At 38.5% G+C, this 18,947-nt stretch carries 21 protein-coding genes; 7 read left to right on the top strand and 14 right to left on the bottom strand.

Translation table 11 applies throughout. The features are described from left to right. The first annotated feature begins 3 nt into the window (after nt 1–3). The 6 genes from ACXYSM_RS04225 to ACXYSM_RS04250 all read left to right on the top strand — a co-directional run bounded on the left by ACXYSM_RS04225 (nt 4) and on the right by ACXYSM_RS04250 (nt 4,768). Nucleotides 4–336: a replication initiator protein A gene (locus tag ACXYSM_RS04225; protein WP_061416568.1), complete on the top strand. Its 333-nt coding sequence runs from the start codon at nt 4–6 to the stop codon at nt 334–336. A gap of 2 nt (nt 337–338) precedes the next feature. Further along, complete coding sequence (locus ACXYSM_RS04230) at nt 339–980, top strand: hypothetical protein (protein WP_458634474.1); 642 nt, start codon at nt 339–341, stop codon at nt 978–980. Nucleotides 981–1,273: 293 nt separating this feature from the next. After that, nucleotides 1,274–2,149, top strand: a complete 876-nt coding sequence (locus tag ACXYSM_RS04235; protein WP_061409370.1) for a replication initiation protein — start codon at nt 1,274–1,276, stop codon at nt 2,147–2,149. Nucleotides 2,150–2,184: 35 nt separating this feature from the next. Next, nucleotides 2,185–2,586: a hypothetical protein gene (locus ACXYSM_RS04240; RefSeq protein ID WP_001220478.1), complete on the top strand. Its 402-nt coding sequence runs from the start codon at nt 2,185–2,187 to the stop codon at nt 2,584–2,586. Between the two features lie 317 nt (nt 2,587–2,903). Continuing rightward, a complete protein-coding gene (mobV, locus tag ACXYSM_RS04245) occupies nt 2,904–4,145 on the top strand; it encodes a MobV family relaxase (protein ID WP_458634475.1) in 1,242 nt (413 codons plus the stop codon). A 164-nt stretch (nt 4,146–4,309) separates the two neighbouring features. Then, the gene (locus ACXYSM_RS04250; RefSeq protein WP_458634476.1) at nt 4,310–4,768 is read left to right on the top strand and encodes a hypothetical protein; all 459 of its coding nucleotides are present in this window, start codon (nt 4,310–4,312) and stop codon (nt 4,766–4,768) included. Nucleotides 4,769–5,643: 875 nt separating this feature from the next. Here ACXYSM_RS04250 and ACXYSM_RS04255 read toward each other — a convergent pair. From ACXYSM_RS04255 to ACXYSM_RS04270, 4 genes are all read right to left on the bottom strand, one after another. After that, the gene (locus tag ACXYSM_RS04255; protein ID WP_004253345.1) at nt 5,644–5,919 is read right to left on the bottom strand and encodes an HU family DNA-binding protein; all 276 of its coding nucleotides are present in this window, start codon (nt 5,917–5,919) and stop codon (nt 5,644–5,646) included. A 107-nt stretch (nt 5,920–6,026) separates the two neighbouring features. After that, complete coding sequence (locus ACXYSM_RS04260) at nt 6,027–6,863, bottom strand: DegV family protein (RefSeq protein WP_458634477.1); 837 nt, start codon at nt 6,861–6,863, stop codon at nt 6,027–6,029. Nucleotides 6,864–7,032: 169 nt separating this feature from the next. Further along, the gene (locus ACXYSM_RS04265; RefSeq protein WP_458634478.1) at nt 7,033–8,265 is read right to left on the bottom strand and encodes a tetratricopeptide repeat protein; all 1,233 of its coding nucleotides are present in this window, start codon (nt 8,263–8,265) and stop codon (nt 7,033–7,035) included. Then, nucleotides 8,255–9,418, bottom strand: coding sequence for an AI-2E family transporter (locus ACXYSM_RS04270; RefSeq protein ID WP_458634479.1), 1,164 nt, complete (start codon nt 9,416–9,418; stop codon nt 8,255–8,257). The genes ACXYSM_RS04265 and ACXYSM_RS04270 overlap by 11 nt, the downstream gene beginning before the upstream one ends. A 188-nt stretch (nt 9,419–9,606) precedes the next feature. On the opposite strand from ACXYSM_RS04270, the gene ACXYSM_RS04275 reads away from it, so the two are divergent. Continuing rightward, a complete protein-coding gene (locus ACXYSM_RS04275) occupies nt 9,607–10,620 on the top strand; it encodes a lactonase family protein (protein ID WP_458634480.1) in 1,014 nt (337 codons plus the stop codon). 45 nt (nt 10,621–10,665) lie between these two features. Here ACXYSM_RS04275 and ACXYSM_RS04280 read toward each other — a convergent pair whose 3' ends face one another. The 10 genes from ACXYSM_RS04280 to ACXYSM_RS04325 all read right to left on the bottom strand — a co-directional run bounded on the left by ACXYSM_RS04280 (nt 10,666) and on the right by ACXYSM_RS04325 (nt 18,946). After that, nucleotides 10,666–11,085, bottom strand: a complete 420-nt coding sequence (locus tag ACXYSM_RS04280) for a F0F1 ATP synthase subunit epsilon (protein ID WP_006148659.1) — start codon at nt 11,083–11,085, stop codon at nt 10,666–10,668. A gap of 10 nt (nt 11,086–11,095) precedes the next feature. Then, the gene (atpD, locus tag ACXYSM_RS04285) at nt 11,096–12,502 is read right to left on the bottom strand and encodes a F0F1 ATP synthase subunit beta (RefSeq protein ID WP_036757320.1); all 1,407 of its coding nucleotides are present in this window, start codon (nt 12,500–12,502) and stop codon (nt 11,096–11,098) included. Between the two features lie 190 nt (nt 12,503–12,692). Continuing rightward, on the bottom strand, nt 12,693–13,571 hold the full coding sequence (locus ACXYSM_RS04290; protein WP_004253324.1) for a F0F1 ATP synthase subunit gamma: 879 nt from the start codon (nt 13,569–13,571) through the stop codon (nt 12,693–12,695). Between the two features lie 15 nt (nt 13,572–13,586). Further along, the gene (gene atpA, locus ACXYSM_RS04295) at nt 13,587–15,092 is read right to left on the bottom strand and encodes a F0F1 ATP synthase subunit alpha (RefSeq protein WP_004253321.1); all 1,506 of its coding nucleotides are present in this window, start codon (nt 15,090–15,092) and stop codon (nt 13,587–13,589) included. A 14-nt stretch (nt 15,093–15,106) separates the two neighbouring features. Then, nucleotides 15,107–15,643: a F0F1 ATP synthase subunit delta gene (locus ACXYSM_RS04300; RefSeq protein WP_458634481.1), complete on the bottom strand. Its 537-nt coding sequence runs from the start codon at nt 15,641–15,643 to the stop codon at nt 15,107–15,109. Beyond that, entirely contained in the window at nt 15,643–16,137 is a 495-nt protein-coding gene (gene atpF / locus ACXYSM_RS04305) for a F0F1 ATP synthase subunit B (protein WP_006148662.1), read from the bottom strand. Before atpF ends, ACXYSM_RS04300 begins: the two co-directional genes overlap by 1 nt. Nucleotides 16,138–16,155: 18 nt before the next feature. After that, nucleotides 16,156–16,872 (bottom strand): F0F1 ATP synthase subunit A, encoded by a 717-nt coding sequence (gene atpB, locus ACXYSM_RS04310; RefSeq protein ID WP_004253312.1) that lies wholly within the window; start codon nt 16,870–16,872, stop codon nt 16,156–16,158. Between the two features lie 32 nt (nt 16,873–16,904). Then, complete coding sequence (locus ACXYSM_RS04315; protein WP_004253309.1) at nt 16,905–17,105, bottom strand: F0F1 ATP synthase subunit C; 201 nt, start codon at nt 17,103–17,105, stop codon at nt 16,905–16,907. 229 nt (nt 17,106–17,334) lie between these two features. Then, complete coding sequence (locus tag ACXYSM_RS04320) at nt 17,335–17,646, bottom strand: CHY zinc finger protein (RefSeq protein WP_458634482.1); 312 nt, start codon at nt 17,644–17,646, stop codon at nt 17,335–17,337. A gap of 13 nt (nt 17,647–17,659) precedes the next feature. Then, on the bottom strand, nt 17,660–18,946 hold the full coding sequence (locus ACXYSM_RS04325) for a peptidase U32 family protein (protein WP_371499602.1): 1,287 nt from the start codon (nt 18,944–18,946) through the stop codon (nt 17,660–17,662). Between the last annotated feature and the right edge of the window lies 1 nt (nt 18,947).

Genomic DNA, 18,947 nt, shown 5'->3' on the forward strand with positions numbered 1-18,947 from the left:
AATATGGATTACGGTGATGATTATTACTTAATACCTAAAGTATTATTTCAAGACGATTTCTACAAGGATTTGGTACCCCTTGATGTTATTGTCTATTCTGTGCTAAGAAACAAACAAGAAGAGGCAATAGAGAAAGGTTGGGTAGATGATGAAGGAAATATTTACCTAGCATATAGAATTGAGGATCTAGCAAAAAAATTTTCCTGCGCCAGAACGACTATGGTCGCTGTTTTACAACGCTTGGAATCTGTCAACTTAATTGAACGTGAACGGCAATGGAATACAAGCTATTATAACCATAACTTACCATACATGACTTATATTAACGAGGTGTAAATATGATAAAGGTTTACTTTGGAAAAGATACAGCACTTAATCAGGCCATCCAGTCACGATTGGATAGCTATCAGCTTGACTATCAAGTATTCTCAAGTGAAGATATAGATACTAAAACTCTGATGGAATGGCTTTTTAGGTCAACTGATATATTTGAACTGTTAAGTACTAAGATGTTGAAGTATAAGTTAAATACACAAATTACACTTAGTCAATTTGTTAGAAAGATTTTGAAAGACGTAGATAGATCCTTAAAGCTCCCCATTGTTGTAACAAAAGAATCCATCTATTCGAACATGACTCCAGAATATGTTGGGACACTCTTGCCAAAAGAATACCGTAAAGCAGAACGAGAGAATTTATTTAGGAAATTTGAAAAGCTAGATGAAGGTAGACGTTTTTGGAGAAATTTTGAGATTGTGCGTAAACAATCTGAATTGCCTTGGTTTGAATTGCATAAGTTGTTATTTGCTGATGTGTCTGATGATTTAGGAGAAATGAAAAAAGCTAAAGACCGATTCTTTAAATACAAGAAAAACAAACAGATTCCCCCTGAAGATATCATCGAAAAAATACTAGAAATATTTTTGATTGAAAGAGTTGACCTTTTTCAAAAATCTGTTTCAGATTTACAAAATTTCTAGTCCTAAAACAGTTATGAAAAATGACTATGAAAATATTTTGAAAATGATATTTTGAGACTAAATTTTTGAGCTTTCTCAAAATTTATAACGCGGGCCCCTCTAACAGCCCGCTATGTTCCCATTTCGTGGGATTTTACTGCACCCATTTTTTGGCAAGTTTGACCGTAGCAAAATGAAAATGGTCCGACGAAGTCGGCTTGGGGTTGCTCCCCCAAGAATGTCATTTTACGGAGGTCTTTGCGCAGACAAAAAAGAGGCGCCGATAGGCGACCTCTACAAGAAAGGAGGCTGATTTGGAATTAAAAGTTAGCTTGGACAACATCACTATTACAGCTTATATCAAACCTATCAAACTCCTTGATCTCAAAAGTTTGATAGAAAGTCATACAGCCATTATCGTCCAGACTGCAATGACTGATATGTTTAGAGCAATCACTCGGGACGGAAGTCACGTTAGACTCCTCCTAGACTACGACAAATTAAAAGGACAAGCCTTTAATGCTCGCCCTTTCAGGATAGAGTTTAACCCCAATAAACTCCGACAGATTGATATTAATATCTTAGATACAATTATACCATATCTTGAAGATATTGCAATCTCTCGAGTCGATTTAGCTTTTGATATATTTGAAGTTGATTGTAGTGAGTTTATTCTTGAAAAGAAAGGCCGCCCTACTGCTACCAAAGAATGGAGAGACCAGAATGGAAAATTAGAAACTAAATATCTAGGCGCCTCCAGGTCAGAAAAGCAAATCAGACTCTATAACAAAAAAGTTGAACAATTAGAAAATGGCTCTGATGAAGACAAGAAATTTGCCCAGCAGTTCCAGCATTGGTGGCGCTTAGAATTTCAGCTCCGCAGTCGCTCGGTTGAAGAAATATTTGAAGTCATTGACTCTGTTATCTTTAAACCGTTTAACTTTGAAGGTTTAGGCATAGAGGCTCAACTTTACTTACTTGCCCTTACTCGTGATAAAGGAATCTGGAACAAAGTCAGTAAAAACACACGTACAAAATACAAGAAACTTTTACAGACCTATAAAACATCTGATATTGACTATCTGAAATTGATGAAAGATTTATTAAAACATGAACGACCAATATTAGAAAAACAGCTTGCTTATTATGGGGGAAGAGAAACAAAAAATAGCTTTCAACCATTTGGTTGAAAATCCAGTATTAACAAGGAGTTACGAGGCCTAAAATGAGAATAAAAGACTACGCTGATAGCCTGGGAGTTAGTAGTCAATCCATCTATAAACGGATACGATCTCCAAAATATAAAGAGAGGTTGAAAGGTCATTTATACCTAGACAACCAAAAGGTTGAAAACCTTGATTTAATAGGCATTAGAATACTTGAAGATTATCATTTTGAAAATGATGTGATTAAACTTGAGAAAGAATTAGAGGAGGCTAAAGAACAAGGCAAACAACTAGAACAAGATTTGCAACTATTGAAAGGCTATAGGAAGAGTGAGCAACAAAATTTAAAAGCTTGGGCAGATTATGCTGAACGATTGGAACAACATCGATTTTACTTAATGATTGCACTCACTACTGTATCTATAGCTTTCCTTGTAGCTTTAGCCTTTGCCGTCTTCTGACGGCATTTGTCGGACAATGCGAAGCGTCCGACCCTGGGGCACTGATAGAGTGCCCTACTCGCTTCGGCGAGTATAGTCGAAACTCCTCTTGTGGCTCGAGAGGTGATTCGATGTCGCTCCTGTATTCGGAGCGATGTGCCGTCTGCAAGACCCTTCGGAGAACGCACATTTACGGAGTAAAGTGTAGTGCGTTACACTTTACATGGAAGTCGTGCCGATCCTTCAGGAAAAAATCTACCCTATGGGTTACTTAGTCCTGGTGGCAATCTTTCGCCACCAGCTCGGCGACCCTTTGAGCCGAGAAAGGAGAACAAACTATGAGTTATGCAGTAGCTAGGATGCAAAAAATGAAATCTGGAAATCTTGGTGGTGCCTATCGTCACAATGAACGAATTTTTGAAAATCACTCGAACAAAGATATTGACCCAGAAAAGACTCACCTAAATTATGAATTAACCGACCGTGACCGCTCTATCCCATACGATAGGCAGATTAAACAATACATCAACGATAATAAAATTTCCAAACGTGCTCTACGTAAAGATGCCGTTTTGTGTAATGAATGGATTATTACATCAGACAAGGCATTTTTTGAAAATATGAGTCCAGATCAGATTAAGAATTTTTTTGAAACAGCAAAAAATTTCTTTGCTGAAAGATACGGTAATAGTAATATCGCTTATGCTATGGTACATCTTGACGAGAGTACGCCACATATGCACTTAGGACTTGTACCTATGCAAAATGGCAAGTTAAGCTCTAAGTCATTATTTGGCAGTCGTGACCAACTGAAAGAGATCCAGGAAGCATTTCCTAGATACCTGAACAAACACGGATATAATTTGCAACGTGGGGAGTCTGATAGCAAGAAGAAACACCTCGAAACAGCAGAATTTAAAGAAAAGCAACGCTTACTAGATGATACTGATAAAAAGATAGTTGATAAAACCGAAAAACTAAAGCAACTAGAAAAACAGGAAAAGCAAGCTACTGAAAAAATCAAGCAACACGAAAAAGAGAAAGATGCTTTACTAGATGATATAGCTGTTTTGGAGTCTATTCAACCTCTACAGATTGAAGAAATGAAAAAAGACAAATTAGTCAGACGTACATTTGACGGAAAACTAAAAATGGATAAAGCAACCTATGACAGACTCTTTCATACAGTCTCCCAACATGCCCTGGATAATAATAGGCTAAGGCATGAAAACAGCAACCTTGAACAGCAATTACAGCAATCACTTTCTAAACAGAATAACTTAGCTAAAAAACTGATGAAGAGTGATCACATATTATCTGAAAATCGTACACTAAAATCAGAAGTCGATAACCTAAAACACGCAAATAAAAAACTCAATGAAAGTGTAAAACGATTGGGTGAGCAATTAAATTCTGTAAATAAAAAACTTGCGCTTTGGCGCAAAACAGCAAGAAATTACATGCATCCTAAAGAATTCAGCAGAATGTTACATGTCATAAATCAAATACGTCCACCAAGAATAACCATTATGTCAGTCACTCAGAGCTTTAAAAACATGATTGAAAAAAATATATTTTAAGCACTTTATGCCGTGAAAGTCTCTTGATAACAAGCTAGTCGACTTTAGACTAAAGACAGTCGAGTCGTCAGGCTGAAAAGCTGACGACCGATTGCCAAAGGCTAAAAAAGACTAGGTTACTTGTTGTCAAGAGAACCATGGAATAAATGAACAAGGAGAAAAAGATGAACAATATTAACAAACCTTTAGTACACAAAATTAAACAACCCGCTACATTTTCTGGAAAAATATTACTGGGTTTCCTACAGTCAGTTTTTAAAGAAATCACTGGAAACTATATACCATCAGCCTATCCACTTAGCATTATTGAGCCTTATTTTACCTCAGATGAACAGGGAGAATCGTTTTGGTCAAATGCCCTGGCTATCAATGTTTTAGAAATTCGTCTCAAGGATAACTATAACATCCATCTAATACAAAAATCACCTTATATTCTTCTTGTTATTGAGGATATTGATACCTTCAAAACTGGAGTTATTAACCTCTTTAATGACTTACTTGATCCTGATAAAAAGTATCTGATTTATCGTGATTTTATCAAAACATACCGCAATATGACTCCGATTGAAAAAATCGATTTTTTCAAAAAGAAGACCATCGAGGGAATCGCAGCTAAAAAATAAGCTGTGGTATACTATTTAGTGAGGAGGTAACGCTATGAGAAAAACACTATTTGGTTGGATGCTTGCATTTTCTGGATTACGCTTTCTTGATCGCTCAGTGCGTCAGTCAACTAAAACACTTCGATGTCTATTGAAATAACTTGAGTCTGCTACATTTTCTAAGTACCATTGAGCAGCATATTGAAGATGAGAAGCATATCTGTTTAGTTTCAGCAAATCTTTGTCTGAGATAGGATGGTAGTTATCCTTATGAATTGACTCTCTATCCTCATTTATGCTAAAATGAAATAAAGGCTGAGATCGAGTTTGGCTTGGTGACAAATCATTCAAAGGTTGCGATATATTCGCTTCTGGTAGAGGTGCTGCCCCCCTGAGTTTCTTCAGGAAAATCCCCGAGTTTTGTCTCAGCCTTTTTGTTTTGTTCAGAACAAAAAGCGATTATGTTACTTTGTTACAAAAAGACAATAAAAAAAGCTCAAATACTTGAGACAACTTTCTTTATTTTATAAGCTCCGAAACCTTAATTTTTGGTACCTTTTTGGTACCGTCTTGGTTTAACAATACGGTATATATATAATATTTTACAGCTATATCCCCTTTAGAAACATTGATTTAATAAGGATTTAAACATTATATAGTATATCTTTGTAAAATACGGTCTCAAATAATCAACCGCATCACTTGTATACGGTTGAACAAAAACAACTTCGATTCGAAGTTGTTTTTTTTCTTTTATTTTTCAAGCTTTAATTTTTTATAGCTTATAATAGTCCAAATTCTAATTTTTACTTCTACTTTCGTAACAAGTCCTCTATAAAACAAAAAAACCTACTAACCAAGCTTGACGCTTGATTAATAGGTTTTTTATAAAATCATTATTTAACTGCTTCTTTAAGAGCTTTACCAGCTTTGAATGCTGGAACTTTAGAAGCTTTGATTTTGATTTCTTTACCAGTTTGTGGGTTGCGACCTTTACGAGCTGCACGTTTACGAACTTCGAAGTTACCAAAACCGATCAATTGAACTTTTTCACCAGCTGAAAGGAATTCAGTTACAGCTGCGAATACAGCGTCAACTGCTGCTGCTGAATCTTTCTTAGTCAATTCTGTAGCTTCTGCTACTTTAGCGATCAAATCTTGTTTGTTTGCCATGTTAATGAATCCTCCAAAATTATTTCTAATTAACACTTATAATCATAACCTAAAATTGCTTTTAGGTCAAGTCAAAAACACGTTTTTATTGATTTTTCTTCATTTTTTTAGGAATTATAGCGAATTAAGATCGCCCAGGCGTTTTCTCCGGTGTGAGTTTGGATAATTGAGCCTGTTTCTAGGACTGAAATCGGTTTTTCAACGTAAGGTTGTAGAACAGCTTTCATCTCGTTTGCAAATTCATTTGTACCTGCATAAGAAATACCAATCTCAGCTACTGAACGATTTGAAAGACTGGCTACTAACTCATCCAACCATTTCTTAAAGGTTTTTGAACCACGTCCTTTGACAATCGGTTGAAGCTCATGGTCTTTCATTTGCATAACTACTCGAATATTCAGTAAAGAGCTCAGCAAACCGGTAACACGGCCAATGCGACCACCTTTTACTAGATTTTCTAAAGTTGAAACACCGATGTAGAGTTCAGTGTGATTTTTTACGTCCTCTACATGGGTTAGAATAGTTTCAAGGTCTTTTCCTTCTTGAGCTAGTTTAGCAGCTTCCACAACTTGGAACTTCAAGGCCTGATCTGTGAATGAACTATCCAAAACAGTGACATCTGCTGTTGACAAACTTGCTCCTTGACGAGCCGCTTCAACAGTTCCTGATAAAGCATGGGACATGTGAATAGCTAGAATCTGACTACCATTCTTACCCAAATCATCAAAAATTTCTGCAAAGAGTCCCACTGGTGGTTGACTAGTCTTAGGAAGATTTTTACTAGCTTGCATCAAGCGAAGGAATTCTCCTTCTTCAAGATCTGCATCTGAATAAAGGACACTATCAATCATTACAGATAGTGGAACAACAGTAATATCAAATTCTTTAACCACTTCCGGTTCAATAGTAACCGAAGAATCCGTTACAATTTTTACTTTTGTCATTTTGCCAATCTTTCTATTTTTACTATTGTTGATTATTCAACTTATAACTATAACAATTATATCAAAAAAATACTAAAAGTTCATACTCAATCCACCTAAATTTAAAGCAATTTATACTTCTTTTTAATAAAAAAAGAAAATCACCTTGCTTGGTGATTATTTTTTGTATTTATGATAAATAATCATACAAATCTTGCATTTGTAAATCATCGGGTACTAATTGTAGATAGGATTGAATGTAGTCTTTTGCTTCTTCTAGCTTACCTAACTCTCTTAACAAATAAATAAACTGTTCCAAAAACTCTGGATTATCCTTGAGTTCAGTAGCAAGTTCCTTATAGAGATCATAGGCTGCATCTAATTCTTCAGTCTCTTGATAGCTTCGAGCAATCATCCATTTAGTCAAGAGGTTTTCAGGTTCATAGGCTGCTAAAGCTAGAATATCTTCGTATCTTTCTTGTTCTTGGTAGATGGTAGCTAAGCGTAGCAAAATTTCTTCCTGGTCATCAGCATTTTCTTGTGCTTGAATCAGATAAGCTTCTGCTTGCTCAGGTTGATGCAACTCATAAGATAGCTGAGATGCAAGGAGTAAGAGCCGAGTTTCAAAAGGATTTTTTGACAAACCCTGTTGAGCTATTTTAAGAGCCTCTTCTGTCTGATGCTCTTTATGAAGGGCTTGACTATAACCATATTCATAACCCTCAAAATCTGGGGAAATAGTGTCGAGTTGTTTAAAGTATAGTACGGCTTTCTGGTAGTCTTCTTGGTCAAAATAGAGACTCGCAAGCTCAAAGGCTGTTTGGTCATCATATTCTAATTCTAAGGCTTTCTCTAAAAATTCTATTGCAGATTCAAACTCACCTAAACGTGCATAAGCAAGACCAATTCTCTGATAGGTCGAAATTCCAGTTTGATCGTAGATAACTCGATTATCTAATTGAGCATAGCCTTTAATGGCTTCTAAATCGTTTCCTAGCTCACTATCTAGTTCAGCTAGTCCAAATATCAGGAGAGGATCATCAGAGTAGCTACGAGCTTCTAGAAGCTTCTCACGCGCAACATCTGTCAATCCTTCCATCTGATATAAATCTGCTTTTAAGGCAAGAGCTGATACGTACCATTCACTTTCTGGCCCAATATTCTCTAGATACTCAAAAGCTTCATCGATAAGTCCATCCTCACCAGCTATTGCAGCTAGATTGATGTAGACTTCTGGAAATTTCGGCGCTAATTTCTCGTAGATTAGTGCTGCCTGTGGATAGAAACCAATCCCTTCGAGATATGCAGAAAGTTCAAGAAGAACTTCATCCGAATCTTCTTCTAGGGCCTTTTGGAAAAAAGATTCTGCTTTTGATAAATCTTGTTTCTCCAAGGCCTCGAGCATTTGTTGACTATTGTTCACGATCAGTCTCCTCTACTGGTTCATAAAGTCCACTAACTCCTTTATACCAATCAAAAATTGCTGAGATGACTACTTTTGCGGAAGCGTAGATTGGAATACCTAGCAATACACCCCAAATACCAAACATGGATCCTGAAGTTAACAGTACAAAAAGAATAGTAATTGGGTGAATATTTAATTGACTACCCAAAATCAGTGGGGAAACAAAACGTCCTTCAATAGTTTGCTCTACAATGAAAACGATAATAACTTTTAAGAGCATAACAGGACCAGCAATCAAACCCAAAACAAGGGCTGGAATCATTGCAAGAAAACTACCTAGATAAGGAACTAAATTGAGAAAACCGGCTGTAATACCTAAAGTAACAGCATAGCGTAGTCCTATAATCTTGAATAAGATAATAAACATGATAGCTACGATTACAGCGACCGTAATTTGTCCTCTAACATAATTGGAAAGTTGTTGATTGACTTCTGAAAGAACCTTACCAACTGGTTCTCTCAATTTATTTGGTAAGAATTGAGTAATATAGTCTCTAAGTCCTTTTCCATCTCGAAGGAGATAAAAGAGCATAAATGGCATGATGATCAGAGCGACAATGACCTGTGACGTTCCACTGATAAGAGCACTTACCCAGTTAACAGCCTTAGAAGAAATATTACTTGCCCAAGCAGTTGCTTGTGTTGAAAAATTAGCTAAAACTTGCTCCAGTTGGGGTCTAAAGTCATCTGGCAAACGCTTGGTTATAAGGTCATTAATGACTCTATCAGCATCCTCTAGATAACTTGGGACATTTTGCGCAAAAATTACTACTTGACGTTGAAGGTTTGGAATTGCAACGGCTAGTCCAATAATCAAGAGAATGGCAATAATGATAAAGATAATACTGATGGCTAAGACACGGTTAATCTTGTACTTCTCCATCAGATCTACTAGTGGATTTAAGAGGTAAAAAAGTAGACCCGATAAGATAACCGGCAACATCACTACTGATAAAAAGTCTATAACTGGGAAAAATAAAAAGCTAATTTTACTGAGAATAAAAATATTGAGACCTAATAACAAGGTCACCAAGAAAACAGTGATCGCTTTATTGTCTAAAAACCATTTAAAAAACCAAGATAAGGTAAAGTGTTTCTCTTTTTGTTCCATTTTTTCTTCCTTTCCTTTGTCCTAACATTATACCATGTTTTAAGAAAAATAAGGATTTTTTATAGTCTTTTAGCAAGGGATAAATTTGTCTTCTTGACAAGGGAAGAGCTGTTTTTTCTGACTTAGATTTTTCATCTAGCAGGCCTTTTTATGTTATAATTGAATTATCTTTTTCTAGAGGTATGAATATGAAAGAAATAGTATATTTTGGAACCTATACACGACGTATTTCTCAAGGAATTTACAAGGCTGATTTTGATACTGAGACTGGCAAACTCTCAAATCTAGAACTATTTGCAACCGAGCCAAGTCCAACCTACTTAGCCTTTGATCAGCATCAGCATCTCTATACTGTCGGAAGCCATGATGACAAAGGTGGAATCGCAGCATACAAAACTGATGGTGTCCTCCTGAATCACGTCGTTGAAGAAGGTGCTCCTCACTGCTATGTTGCAGTCGATGAGACACGGAGTCTAGTCTATGGCGCTAACTATCATAAAGGTCAAGTTCTAGTCTATAAACGTAAAGAAGATGGCTGTCTTGAATTGGCAGACAAAGTTCAACACACTGGCCATGGTCCACATGAAAACCAAGCTTCTCCCCACGTACACTACACCGATTTAACACCAGACCAATATTTAGTAACTTGTGACTTGGGTACTGACGAGGTCATTACCTATGATGTCGATCTAGAAGGAAAGTTGACGAAACTAGCAACTTATAATTGTAATCCCGGCGCTGGTGCTCGTCACCTTGTTTTCCACCACCACTACAAGATTGCTTATCTCATCTGTGAACTCAACAGTACGATTGAAGTATTGATTTACGATGGTGTTGGAGAATTTGAACAAATGCAGGTCATTTCAACCTTACCAGATGACTATAGTGGCTTTAATGGTACTGCGGCTATTCGTCTTTCTAAAGATGGCAAATTCCTCTACGCTTCTAATCGAGGCCATGATTCTATCGCTGTTTATAGCATTTTAGCAGATGGAAGCTTGGAATTATTAGAGATTGTTCCAACTAATGGGAAAAATCCACGTGATTTTGATTTGTCGCCTGACCAAGAATTCCTTATCGCTGTTCACCAGGATTCTGATAACGCGACAGTCTTTAAGCGCAATCCTGAAACTGGAAGACTGGCAGAACTCTCTAATGAATTTCATGTTCCTGAAGCAGTCTGCATAAGTTTCACTAAATAAAAAATAAGAAAAAATGAACTTGATTTAACAAGTTCATTTTTTATTTTATAATTTATTTCCGACATTGATACGGTTAATAGCACGTTGCAATGCAATTTTAGCACGGCGCTCTTGGTCGATTAAGTGTTTGTCTTGTGCTTCTTCGATTTCACGTTCTGCACGAAGTTTAGCACGTTCTGCACGACTAACATCAATATCGCGCGCACGTTCAGCTGAGTCAGCAATAATGGTAATGACATTATTAGCAATCTCAATAATTCCTCCGTTTACTGCAATCCAGTTCACATGAGTATCATCATCGATGCGTTTAACCTTTACTTCATCAACTGCTAGAACCGCAATCATATTTTCATGTCGTGGCAAGATCCCCATCTCACCATCCAGAGTTCGTACCGATACAAAGCTGGCATGGTGATCATAGACGAGGCCATCTGGTGTCACGATCTGGACAGTTAAATGTGCCATAGATCACCTCTTAAAATCCCATTTTTTCAGCCTTAGCAATAACATCTTCGATTGAACCTACTCCACGGAAGGCATCTTCTGGCAAATGATCGTATTTACCGTCAAGAATTTCCTTGAAGCCACGAACAGTTTCAGCTACTGGAACATAAGAACCTGGTTGACCTGTAAATTGTTCCGCAACGTTGAAGTTTTGTGACAAGAAGAACTGAATACGGCGTGCACGAGCAACCAAAGTCTTTTCTTCGTCAGAAAGCTCATCCATACCAAGGATGGCGATGATATCTTGCAACTCATGGTAACGTTGAAGAACACGTTTAACTTCTGCAGCTACTGCATAGTGCTCTTCTCCAACAATTTCAGGTGCCAAGGCACGTGAGCTGGAAGCAAGTGGGTCAACGGCTGGGTAAATCCCCAATTGAACCAATTTACGTTCCAAGTTAGTTGTTGAGTCCAAGTGAGCAAAGGCTGTTGCTGGCGCTGGGTCAGTATAGTCATCCGCAGGCACATAGATAGCCTGGATAGAGGTTACAGAACCCTTCTTAGTTGACGTGATACGTTCTTGCAATTGACCCATTTCTGTTGCGAGGGTTGGTTGATAACCAACGGCTGAAGGCATACGACCCAAAAGGGCAGATACTTCTGAACCAGCTTGTGTGAAACGGAAAATGTTGTCAATGAAGAGAAGAACGTCTTGACCTTCTACATCACGGAAATATTCAGCGATTGTCAAACCAGTAAGAGCAACACGCATACGTGCTCCTGGTGGCTCATTCATCTGACCAAATACCATGGCTGTTTTTTCGATAACGCCTGATTCTTTCATTTCCCAGTAAAGGTCGTTCCCTTCTCGAGTACGTTCCCCAACACCAGTAAATACTGAGATCCCACCGTGTTCTTGGGCAATGTTGTGAATCAATTCTTGGATCAATACGGTCTTACCAACTCCGGCACCACCGAAGAGTCCGACCTTACCACCTTTAAGGTAAGGGGCAAGAAGGTCGATAACCTTGATCCCTGTTTCTAGAATTTCTGAAGAGGTAGACAATTCATCAAAAGTTGGTGCTTTTTTATGAATTGGCTGACGCTCTGCATCTTCACCAAAAGGAGCTTCCAAGTCAATGGTATCTCCCAAAACGTTGAAGACACGTCCTAGAGTTTCTTTCCCAACTGGTACTGAGATTGGACGACCTGTGTCCAATACTTCCAAACCACGGGTCAAGCCATCAGTTGATTCCATAGCGATGGTACGAATCATACCATCTCCCAACTCCAAGGCTACTTCAAGGACGATTTTTGTTTTTCTTTCGTCATTTTTGTAGACGACAAGTGCATTATTAATCTCTGGTAGTTTCTCACCTGCTGCAAACATGACGTCTACAACGGGACCGATAACCTGAGCAATTTTACCTGAACTCATCTACTTCTCCTATTCTGTATAAGATACTGTCGGTTCCTAGCTCAACTAGGTCCTAATACTCTTCGAAAATCTCTTCAAACCACGTCAGCATCGCCTTACCGTACTCAAGTACAGCCTGCGGCTAGCTTCCTAGTTTGCTCTTTGATTTTCATTGAGTATAAGTTCATTTTCATACGAGCTGGACTAGAGCCTATTCTAAGGCACTAGCTCCTGCTACGATTTCTGTAATTTCTTGTGTAATCGCCGCCTGTCTGGCACGGTTATACTGGATAGTCAAATCATTGATAACTTTTTTAGCATTATCTGTAGCTGTTTGCATAGCCGTCATCCCTGCCGCATTTTCAGCTGTCTTGGCATCAATAATAGCACCGTAAATCATACTTTCTGCAAACTGTGGCAATAGTTGGTCCAAGATTTCTTCACGACTTGTTTCAAGCTCAAATGTCAAGCTGTAGTTATCATCTGCTTCATTTGGGTCCAAGTCGACAATTGGAAGCATCTGCTCCACACGCATTTGACTTGTCAGTGTATTCACGTGGTGGTTGTAGCAAACATAGAGCTCATCGAAAAGTTCATTTTGATACATTTCAATGGTTTTTGAAATAATCTTACGAACTTCATCAAAGCTTGGTTGACTGGCTAGACCACGCAATTCATAAATTGGCTGAATACCACGAGCTTTAAAGAAGTCTGCTCCCATACCACCGATACAGATGACTTCGAAATCATCACCTGAAGGATGGTATTCTTGTTGAAGTTCCATGACTGCCTTCAAGATTGAAGAGTTATATCCTCCAACAAGACCTCGGTCAGATGTAATGACGATATAGCCTGTTTTCTTGACCGGACGGCTAATCAACATTGGATTTGTTGATCCGCCAGCACCATCCCCGTGAAGGATATCTGTAAGGAGTTTACGGACTTTTTGAGCATAAATCTGGAAGTTGCGTGCAGCTTCTTCAGAACGACCTAACTTAGCTGCAGAAACCATCTGCATGGCGTTAGTAATTTGACTAGTATTTTTCGTTGAGGCGATTTTTGTTTTAATATCATTTAGAGATACTGCCATCTGACACCTCTATTCTTATTGGAAGCTGGATTGGTTGAGAAACTCAGTAATCGCAGCATCCAAGACTGCTTCTTCTGGCAAGTCTTTTGTTTCACGAATAGTTTCCAAAATCTCTGGATGTTGCGCATCAAAGAAGGCATGGAATTCTTCCTCAAAACGAACAATATCATCAACTGATATAGTATCCAAGAATCCATGAGTCAAGGCATACAGAATGGTTACTTGTTTCTCAACAGGTAGTGGTTTATGAACTGGTTGTTTCAATACTTCTACAGTACGACGACCACGGTTCAATTTAGCCTGTGTTGCTGCATCCAAATCTGACCCAAATTTAGTGAAGGCTTCCAACTCTCGGTATGAAGCAAGGTCGATACGAAGAGTACCAGCAACTTTCTTCATGGCTTTAATCTGAGCTGAACCACCAACACGAGACACAGAAGAACCCGCATCAATAGCTGGACGAATACCCGCATTAAAGAGACTATCACTTAGGAAGATTTGTCCATCCGTAATAGAGATTACGTTTGTGGCGATATAAGCTGAGATATCTCCTGCTTGTGTCTCGATAAATGGAAGAGCCGTGATAGATCCACCGCCAAGCTCATCTGAAACTTTAGCAGAACGCTCAAGTAGACGACTGTGAAGGTAGAAGACATCCCCTGGAAAGGCCTCACGACCTGGTGGACGGCGAAGCAAGAGAGAAAGTTCACGATAAGCTACCGCTTGTTTTGAAAGGTCATCATAAACAATCAACACATGCTTACCTTGGTACATGAACTCCTCTGCCATAGCAACCCCTGCATAAGGAGCAAGGAAGAGCAATGGAGAAGGTTGTGAAGCTGAGGCTGTCACAACGATTGTGTAATCCAAGGCACCGTACTGACGAAGTGTTTCTACTTGTGTACGAACTGTTGATTCTTTTTGTCCAATCGCTACATAGATACAAATCATATCTTGACCTTTTTGGTTCAAGATAGCGTCAATAGCGATAGTTGTCTTCCCTGTTTGACGGTCACCAATGATCAACTCACGTTGGCCACGACCGATTGGAACAAGGGCGTCAATAGCTTTCAAACCTGTTTGCAATGGTTCTGAGACAGACTTACGTTGCATAACACCAGGAGCTGGTGCTTCAACTGGACGAGTCTTGTCTGTGTTGATTGGACCCAAACCATCCACTGGACGACCAAGGGGATCGACTACACGTCCAATCAAGCTATCACCAACTGGGACTTCCATGATTTTACCCGTACGACGAATAGTATCGCCTTCACGAATATCTGTAAAGTCACCAAGAATGATGATACCAACATCCGTTGACTCTAAGTTTTGCGCCATACCATATGAGCCATTTTCAAAAATCAACAGCTCACCACTCATGGCATTTTCAAGGCCATGAGCACGCGCAATCCCGTCACCGATGTAGGTTACAACACCAGTTTCAGTCACATCAAAATTAGGTTTGAAATTTTCAATTTGTTGCTTAATTAAAGCGCTGATTTCTTGTGCGTTAATTGCCAAAAGAACACCACTTTCTATTTCAAATTTTCCTTAACAACTTTAAGTTGTTGTTTAATACTCACATCAATTGTCTTGTGATTGGCAATAATAACAAAACCACCGATTAAACTATCGTCGATTTTTTCCTTAATACTACGGACTTTTAAAGACATCTTCTTCTCGATTAGAGGAAGGAGGCGTTCTTTCTGTTCGTCAGTCAAAGGATGTGCAGACAAAATAGTCACTTCAAAACGATTGGTTTCTTTTTCAAGACGATTCAAGCAATCTACAATCACATCATAAAAAAGATTGGATCGATGATTGTAAAGTATAACCTCGATAAAGTTTTGCATTAAAGGTGACACTGAACCTTGGAAAAAACGAACTGTTTTTTCTTTATCCAACTCATCTACTTCCACTTGAGATAAAAAAGTAGGTAAGCCAGTTTCTTCAGCAACTTGCTTGATTTGAGTCAAGTCTGAAAAAATAGAGTCTTCTTCTCCTTTTTCAATCACCAATTGGACAAAAGGCATGCTGTATTTTTCAATTACCTTTAAAGTCTTTTTGTCCATTAAGCTTCTCCTAGCTGATCAATATACTGATCAATGAGTTCTTTATGAGCCTGACCGTCAAGGTTTTGAGAGATAATTTTTCCAGCTAGACTGATTGTCAAGTCTGCCACATCTCCCTTAACACTTTGTAAAGCTTCAGCTTTATTTTGAGCAATTTCTTGGTTGGCTTTTTCTTTTAAGCGCCCTGCTTCAAGTTTAGCTTCGGCCAAAATATCAGCTTTACTTTTCTCAGCTGTTTCCTTTGCATTCTCGATAATCGTTTTAGCTTCGGTACGGCTACCTGCTAACTCAGCTTCGCGTTTGCTAGCAAGTTCCTCTGCCTTTTTACGGGCTTCCTCAGCACCATCAATATCTGAAGAAATCTTTTCAGCGCGTTCATCTAAGACACTGGTAATATTTCCCCAAGCATATTTCTTCACTAAAAAGATCAATAAAAGGAAGGAACCAGCGATCAGAATAAAGTCACCAATAATGGTACTAATAGTTAAATCCATCTTCTAATCCTCCTCTACTTACTCTTCCCCTTCATTTATTTTTTTACCAATGTACATAGATGACAACATGGTAAATACATAAGCTTGAATACATGAAATGAAAATCGAAAATGCTGTCCATAACATGTTTGCAATAAAGGCAAAAGGATACCAATACAAGGCATGTTGTGACAAGGCTAATAGCAATCCTGCTAAAACCTCACCGGCAAAGATATTTCCGTAAATCCGAATCGCCAAAGAGGCAAAATTGGTGAACTCTTCTAAAATGTTCATCGGAGTCATAAAGCCAGGTGTAACAAATGCTCTCAAATATTCTTTAACGCCTCTACGACGAACTCCTTCCACATGAGCGATCAAAGTGATCAATAATGAGAGGGATAAATCGTATCCAAGGTTGGCTGTTGGAGAAGTCCACAAGTTATAACCGTTTGTTGTTTGTACTTTTGCCATTAAACCAATATTATTGGCAACCAAGATAAACAAGAATAGAGAAAATAGGAACAAGGAATAGTCCTTGATGTATGAATCTCCAATGTTTGGTTTTGCAAAACTAACCACAAAGTCATAAATCATCTCAAGAGCATTTTGTTTGCCCTTGGGACGGATGGTCATTTTTCGACTTGCCCAATAGACAAAGGCAAAAACCATCAAAACAGTTACAAGAGACATGGCAAGCAGGGTCAAATCAAAGGATATTGGTCCAATATTAACGGTTGGATTCAAACTTTCTTCCATGGTTTGACACCTCCATTTCTAAATAGAGTTGTCTATTTAATGACAAATGCCATCGCTAGGGTTACAAAGAAGGTACCTTCTACAAAGGCAACACCAAGAATTAAAAGGCTGCGTAATTGGTCAATAATTTCAGGTTGACGAGCGGCAGACTTGAAGAGATTACTCATAATCAATCCTTCAGCAATAGATACACCCATACAGGCAAGACAAAGTCCGAAAAATGTTAAATTCATGACGAATTCTCCTTTTTTAAATTAAATTTACCTCCCTAGTTTAGTCCTAAAATTTGCTTTTGTCAACTTTTTACTAGTATTGAAAGCGTTTCGAATCATTTATTTCTAATTTTACGATTTTCAAGACGATTATATAGAAAATTAAATTGTCTTTTCCTATCTCTTTCACTACCTTTCCTTGTTTTCTGAAAACAAAAAACCGAGTTTTACAACTCGGATTTGTCAGTTCTTATCTGAAATAAATTGAGTAATGATTTTGACAAGCTGGATTAAATGCAGCATTACAAAATGGACAAGTGCCCGTCTCTGTATACTCCTCATACGTTAGTGTTTTCCCACAGAATCCACATAAGATAGGTCTATCCTCTTTAAGATTTAAAGGATAGGGAGAAAATATGTGCGACTCCAGTTCATTATGACACTGATAACAGGCATAGTATTTTTTACACTCATAGCACTGAAGTGCTACGATATCCTTATCACTATGGTAATGAACACATCTGCTTTCATGATCTACTAGTAAGCCCTGAGCTTGAACCATTCTTTTTCCTTATCTAGGCACGAACTGTGACGCTTGTTCCATCTTCTTTATAGAGATTGATGAGACCTTCTTTCAAAGCACGTACCATGTCCCCTGCTTGAACAGGTTGAGGAACCTTGATAGTCAAAAGTTCCATTGGATTTGGAGCACGATCGATTTTATTTCCTTTAGCATCGTGAAGGTCTTCGATAAAAGTTTCAAAATGACGGAAGCCTGGTCCGTAGAACTCAACTTGGTCACCTTCATTGATAACGTTACGTTGGCGAATGGTTGCTGTCTGAGTAGCATCATCATAAGCTACTACTTCAGCAACAAACTTGTATTCTGGGATCTTTCGACGAGCACCGAACAGTTGTTCATTTTCAGATGGTGTCCCATAGTAGAAACCTGTAGCCAATTCACGTTGGGCAACCTTCCACATTTCATCAATCAAGTCTTGCTTAATAGCTTCAAACTTTTCAGGGCTCTCAAGATAGGCGTCAACAGCTGCCTTGTAGCAGTTTGTTACTGTTGAAACATAGTGGATAGACTTCATACGGCCCTCAATCTTAAGACTGTCCACACCATTTTCAATCATATCAGGGATATGGTCAATCATAGACATATCAACCGCAGACATAGAGAATTCTTCAGGAATTTCTCCCTTAAGACTCTTACGTTCCTTACCGAACGGCATATCGTAAAGGTCATATTTCCAACGGCAAGATTGTGAACATCCACCACGGTTGGCATCACGCATACTCATATGGTTAGAAAGAGTACAACGACCAGAGTATGAGATACACATAGCTCCATGGACGAAGGCCTCAATCTCCACGTCTGTACGTTTACGAATTTCCGCCAATTCTTCCATGGAAACCTCACGCGCCAAAACAACACGAGTCAATCCAAGTTCTTTCCAGAATTCTAGTGTTTCATAGTTGGTCGCACTTGCTTGTGTTGAAAGGTGAATTTCAAGTCCTGGTGCTTCCGTTGCTGCAATCATAATCAAGGCTGGATCTGATACGATAACGGCTGCAATACCAATGTCACGTAATTTACGGAACCATTCTCCAGCGCCTTCTTCATTTCCTTCGTGCATAACCATGTTCGCTGCTACATATACCTTAGCACCATATTTAGCCGCAAATTGTACTCCTTCTTCCATCTGTTCGAAAGTGAAGTTACCCGCACGGCTCCGAAGACCATAGGCCTGACCACCGATAAAGACAGCATCTGCTCCGTATTGAACAGCTACTTTCAATTTTTCTAGAGTTCCTGCAGGTGATAGAACCTCAGGACGTTTCAAAGTTTTTGTCATG

The sequence above is a fragment of the Streptococcus sp. V940 genome (assembly GCF_054353495.1).

Bases quoted from the DNA above. Each gene is read 5' to 3' on its own strand.
- ACXYSM_RS04225 (WP_061416568.1), top strand. From the start codon at position 4: ATGGATTACGGTGATGATTATTACTTAATACCTAAAGTATTATTTCAA.
- ACXYSM_RS04230 (WP_458634474.1), top strand. From the start codon at position 339: ATGATAAAGGTTTACTTTGGAAAAGATACAGCACTTAATCAGGCCATC.
- ACXYSM_RS04240 (WP_001220478.1), top strand. From the start codon at position 2,185: ATGAGAATAAAAGACTACGCTGATAGCCTGGGAGTTAGTAGTCAATCC.
- mobV (WP_458634475.1), top strand. From the start codon at position 2,904: ATGAGTTATGCAGTAGCTAGGATGCAAAAAATGAAATCTGGAAATCTT.
- ACXYSM_RS04250 (WP_458634476.1), top strand. From the start codon at position 4,310: ATGAACAATATTAACAAACCTTTAGTACACAAAATTAAACAACCCGCT.
- ACXYSM_RS04255 (WP_004253345.1), bottom strand. From the start codon at position 5,919: ATGGCAAACAAACAAGATTTGATCGCTAAAGTAGCAGAAGCTACAGAA.
- ACXYSM_RS04260 (WP_458634477.1), bottom strand. From the start codon at position 6,863: ATGACAAAAGTAAAAATTGTAACGGATTCTTCGGTTACTATTGAACCG.
- ACXYSM_RS04270 (WP_458634479.1), bottom strand. From the start codon at position 9,418: ATGGAACAAAAAGAGAAACACTTTACCTTATCTTGGTTTTTTAAATGG.
- ACXYSM_RS04275 (WP_458634480.1), top strand. From the start codon at position 9,607: ATGAAAGAAATAGTATATTTTGGAACCTATACACGACGTATTTCTCAA.
- ACXYSM_RS04280 (WP_006148659.1), bottom strand. From the start codon at position 11,085: ATGGCACATTTAACTGTCCAGATCGTGACACCAGATGGCCTCGTCTAT.
- atpD (WP_036757320.1), bottom strand. From the start codon at position 12,502: ATGAGTTCAGGTAAAATTGCTCAGGTTATCGGTCCCGTTGTAGACGTC.
- ACXYSM_RS04290 (WP_004253324.1), bottom strand. From the start codon at position 13,571: ATGGCAGTATCTCTAAATGATATTAAAACAAAAATCGCCTCAACGAAA.
- ACXYSM_RS04300 (WP_458634481.1), bottom strand. From the start codon at position 15,643: ATGGACAAAAAGACTTTAAAGGTAATTGAAAAATACAGCATGCCTTTT.
- atpF (WP_006148662.1), bottom strand. From the start codon at position 16,137: ATGGATTTAACTATTAGTACCATTATTGGTGACTTTATTCTGATCGCT.
- atpB (WP_004253312.1), bottom strand. From the start codon at position 16,872: ATGGAAGAAAGTTTGAATCCAACCGTTAATATTGGACCAATATCCTTT.
- ACXYSM_RS04315 (WP_004253309.1), bottom strand. From the start codon at position 17,105: ATGAATTTAACATTTTTCGGACTTTGTCTTGCCTGTATGGGTGTATCT.
- ACXYSM_RS04320 (WP_458634482.1), bottom strand. From the start codon at position 17,646: ATGGTTCAAGCTCAGGGCTTACTAGTAGATCATGAAAGCAGATGTGTT.
- ACXYSM_RS04325 (WP_371499602.1), bottom strand. From the start codon at position 18,946: ATGACAAAAACTTTGAAACGTCCTGAGGTTCTATCACCTGCAGGAACT.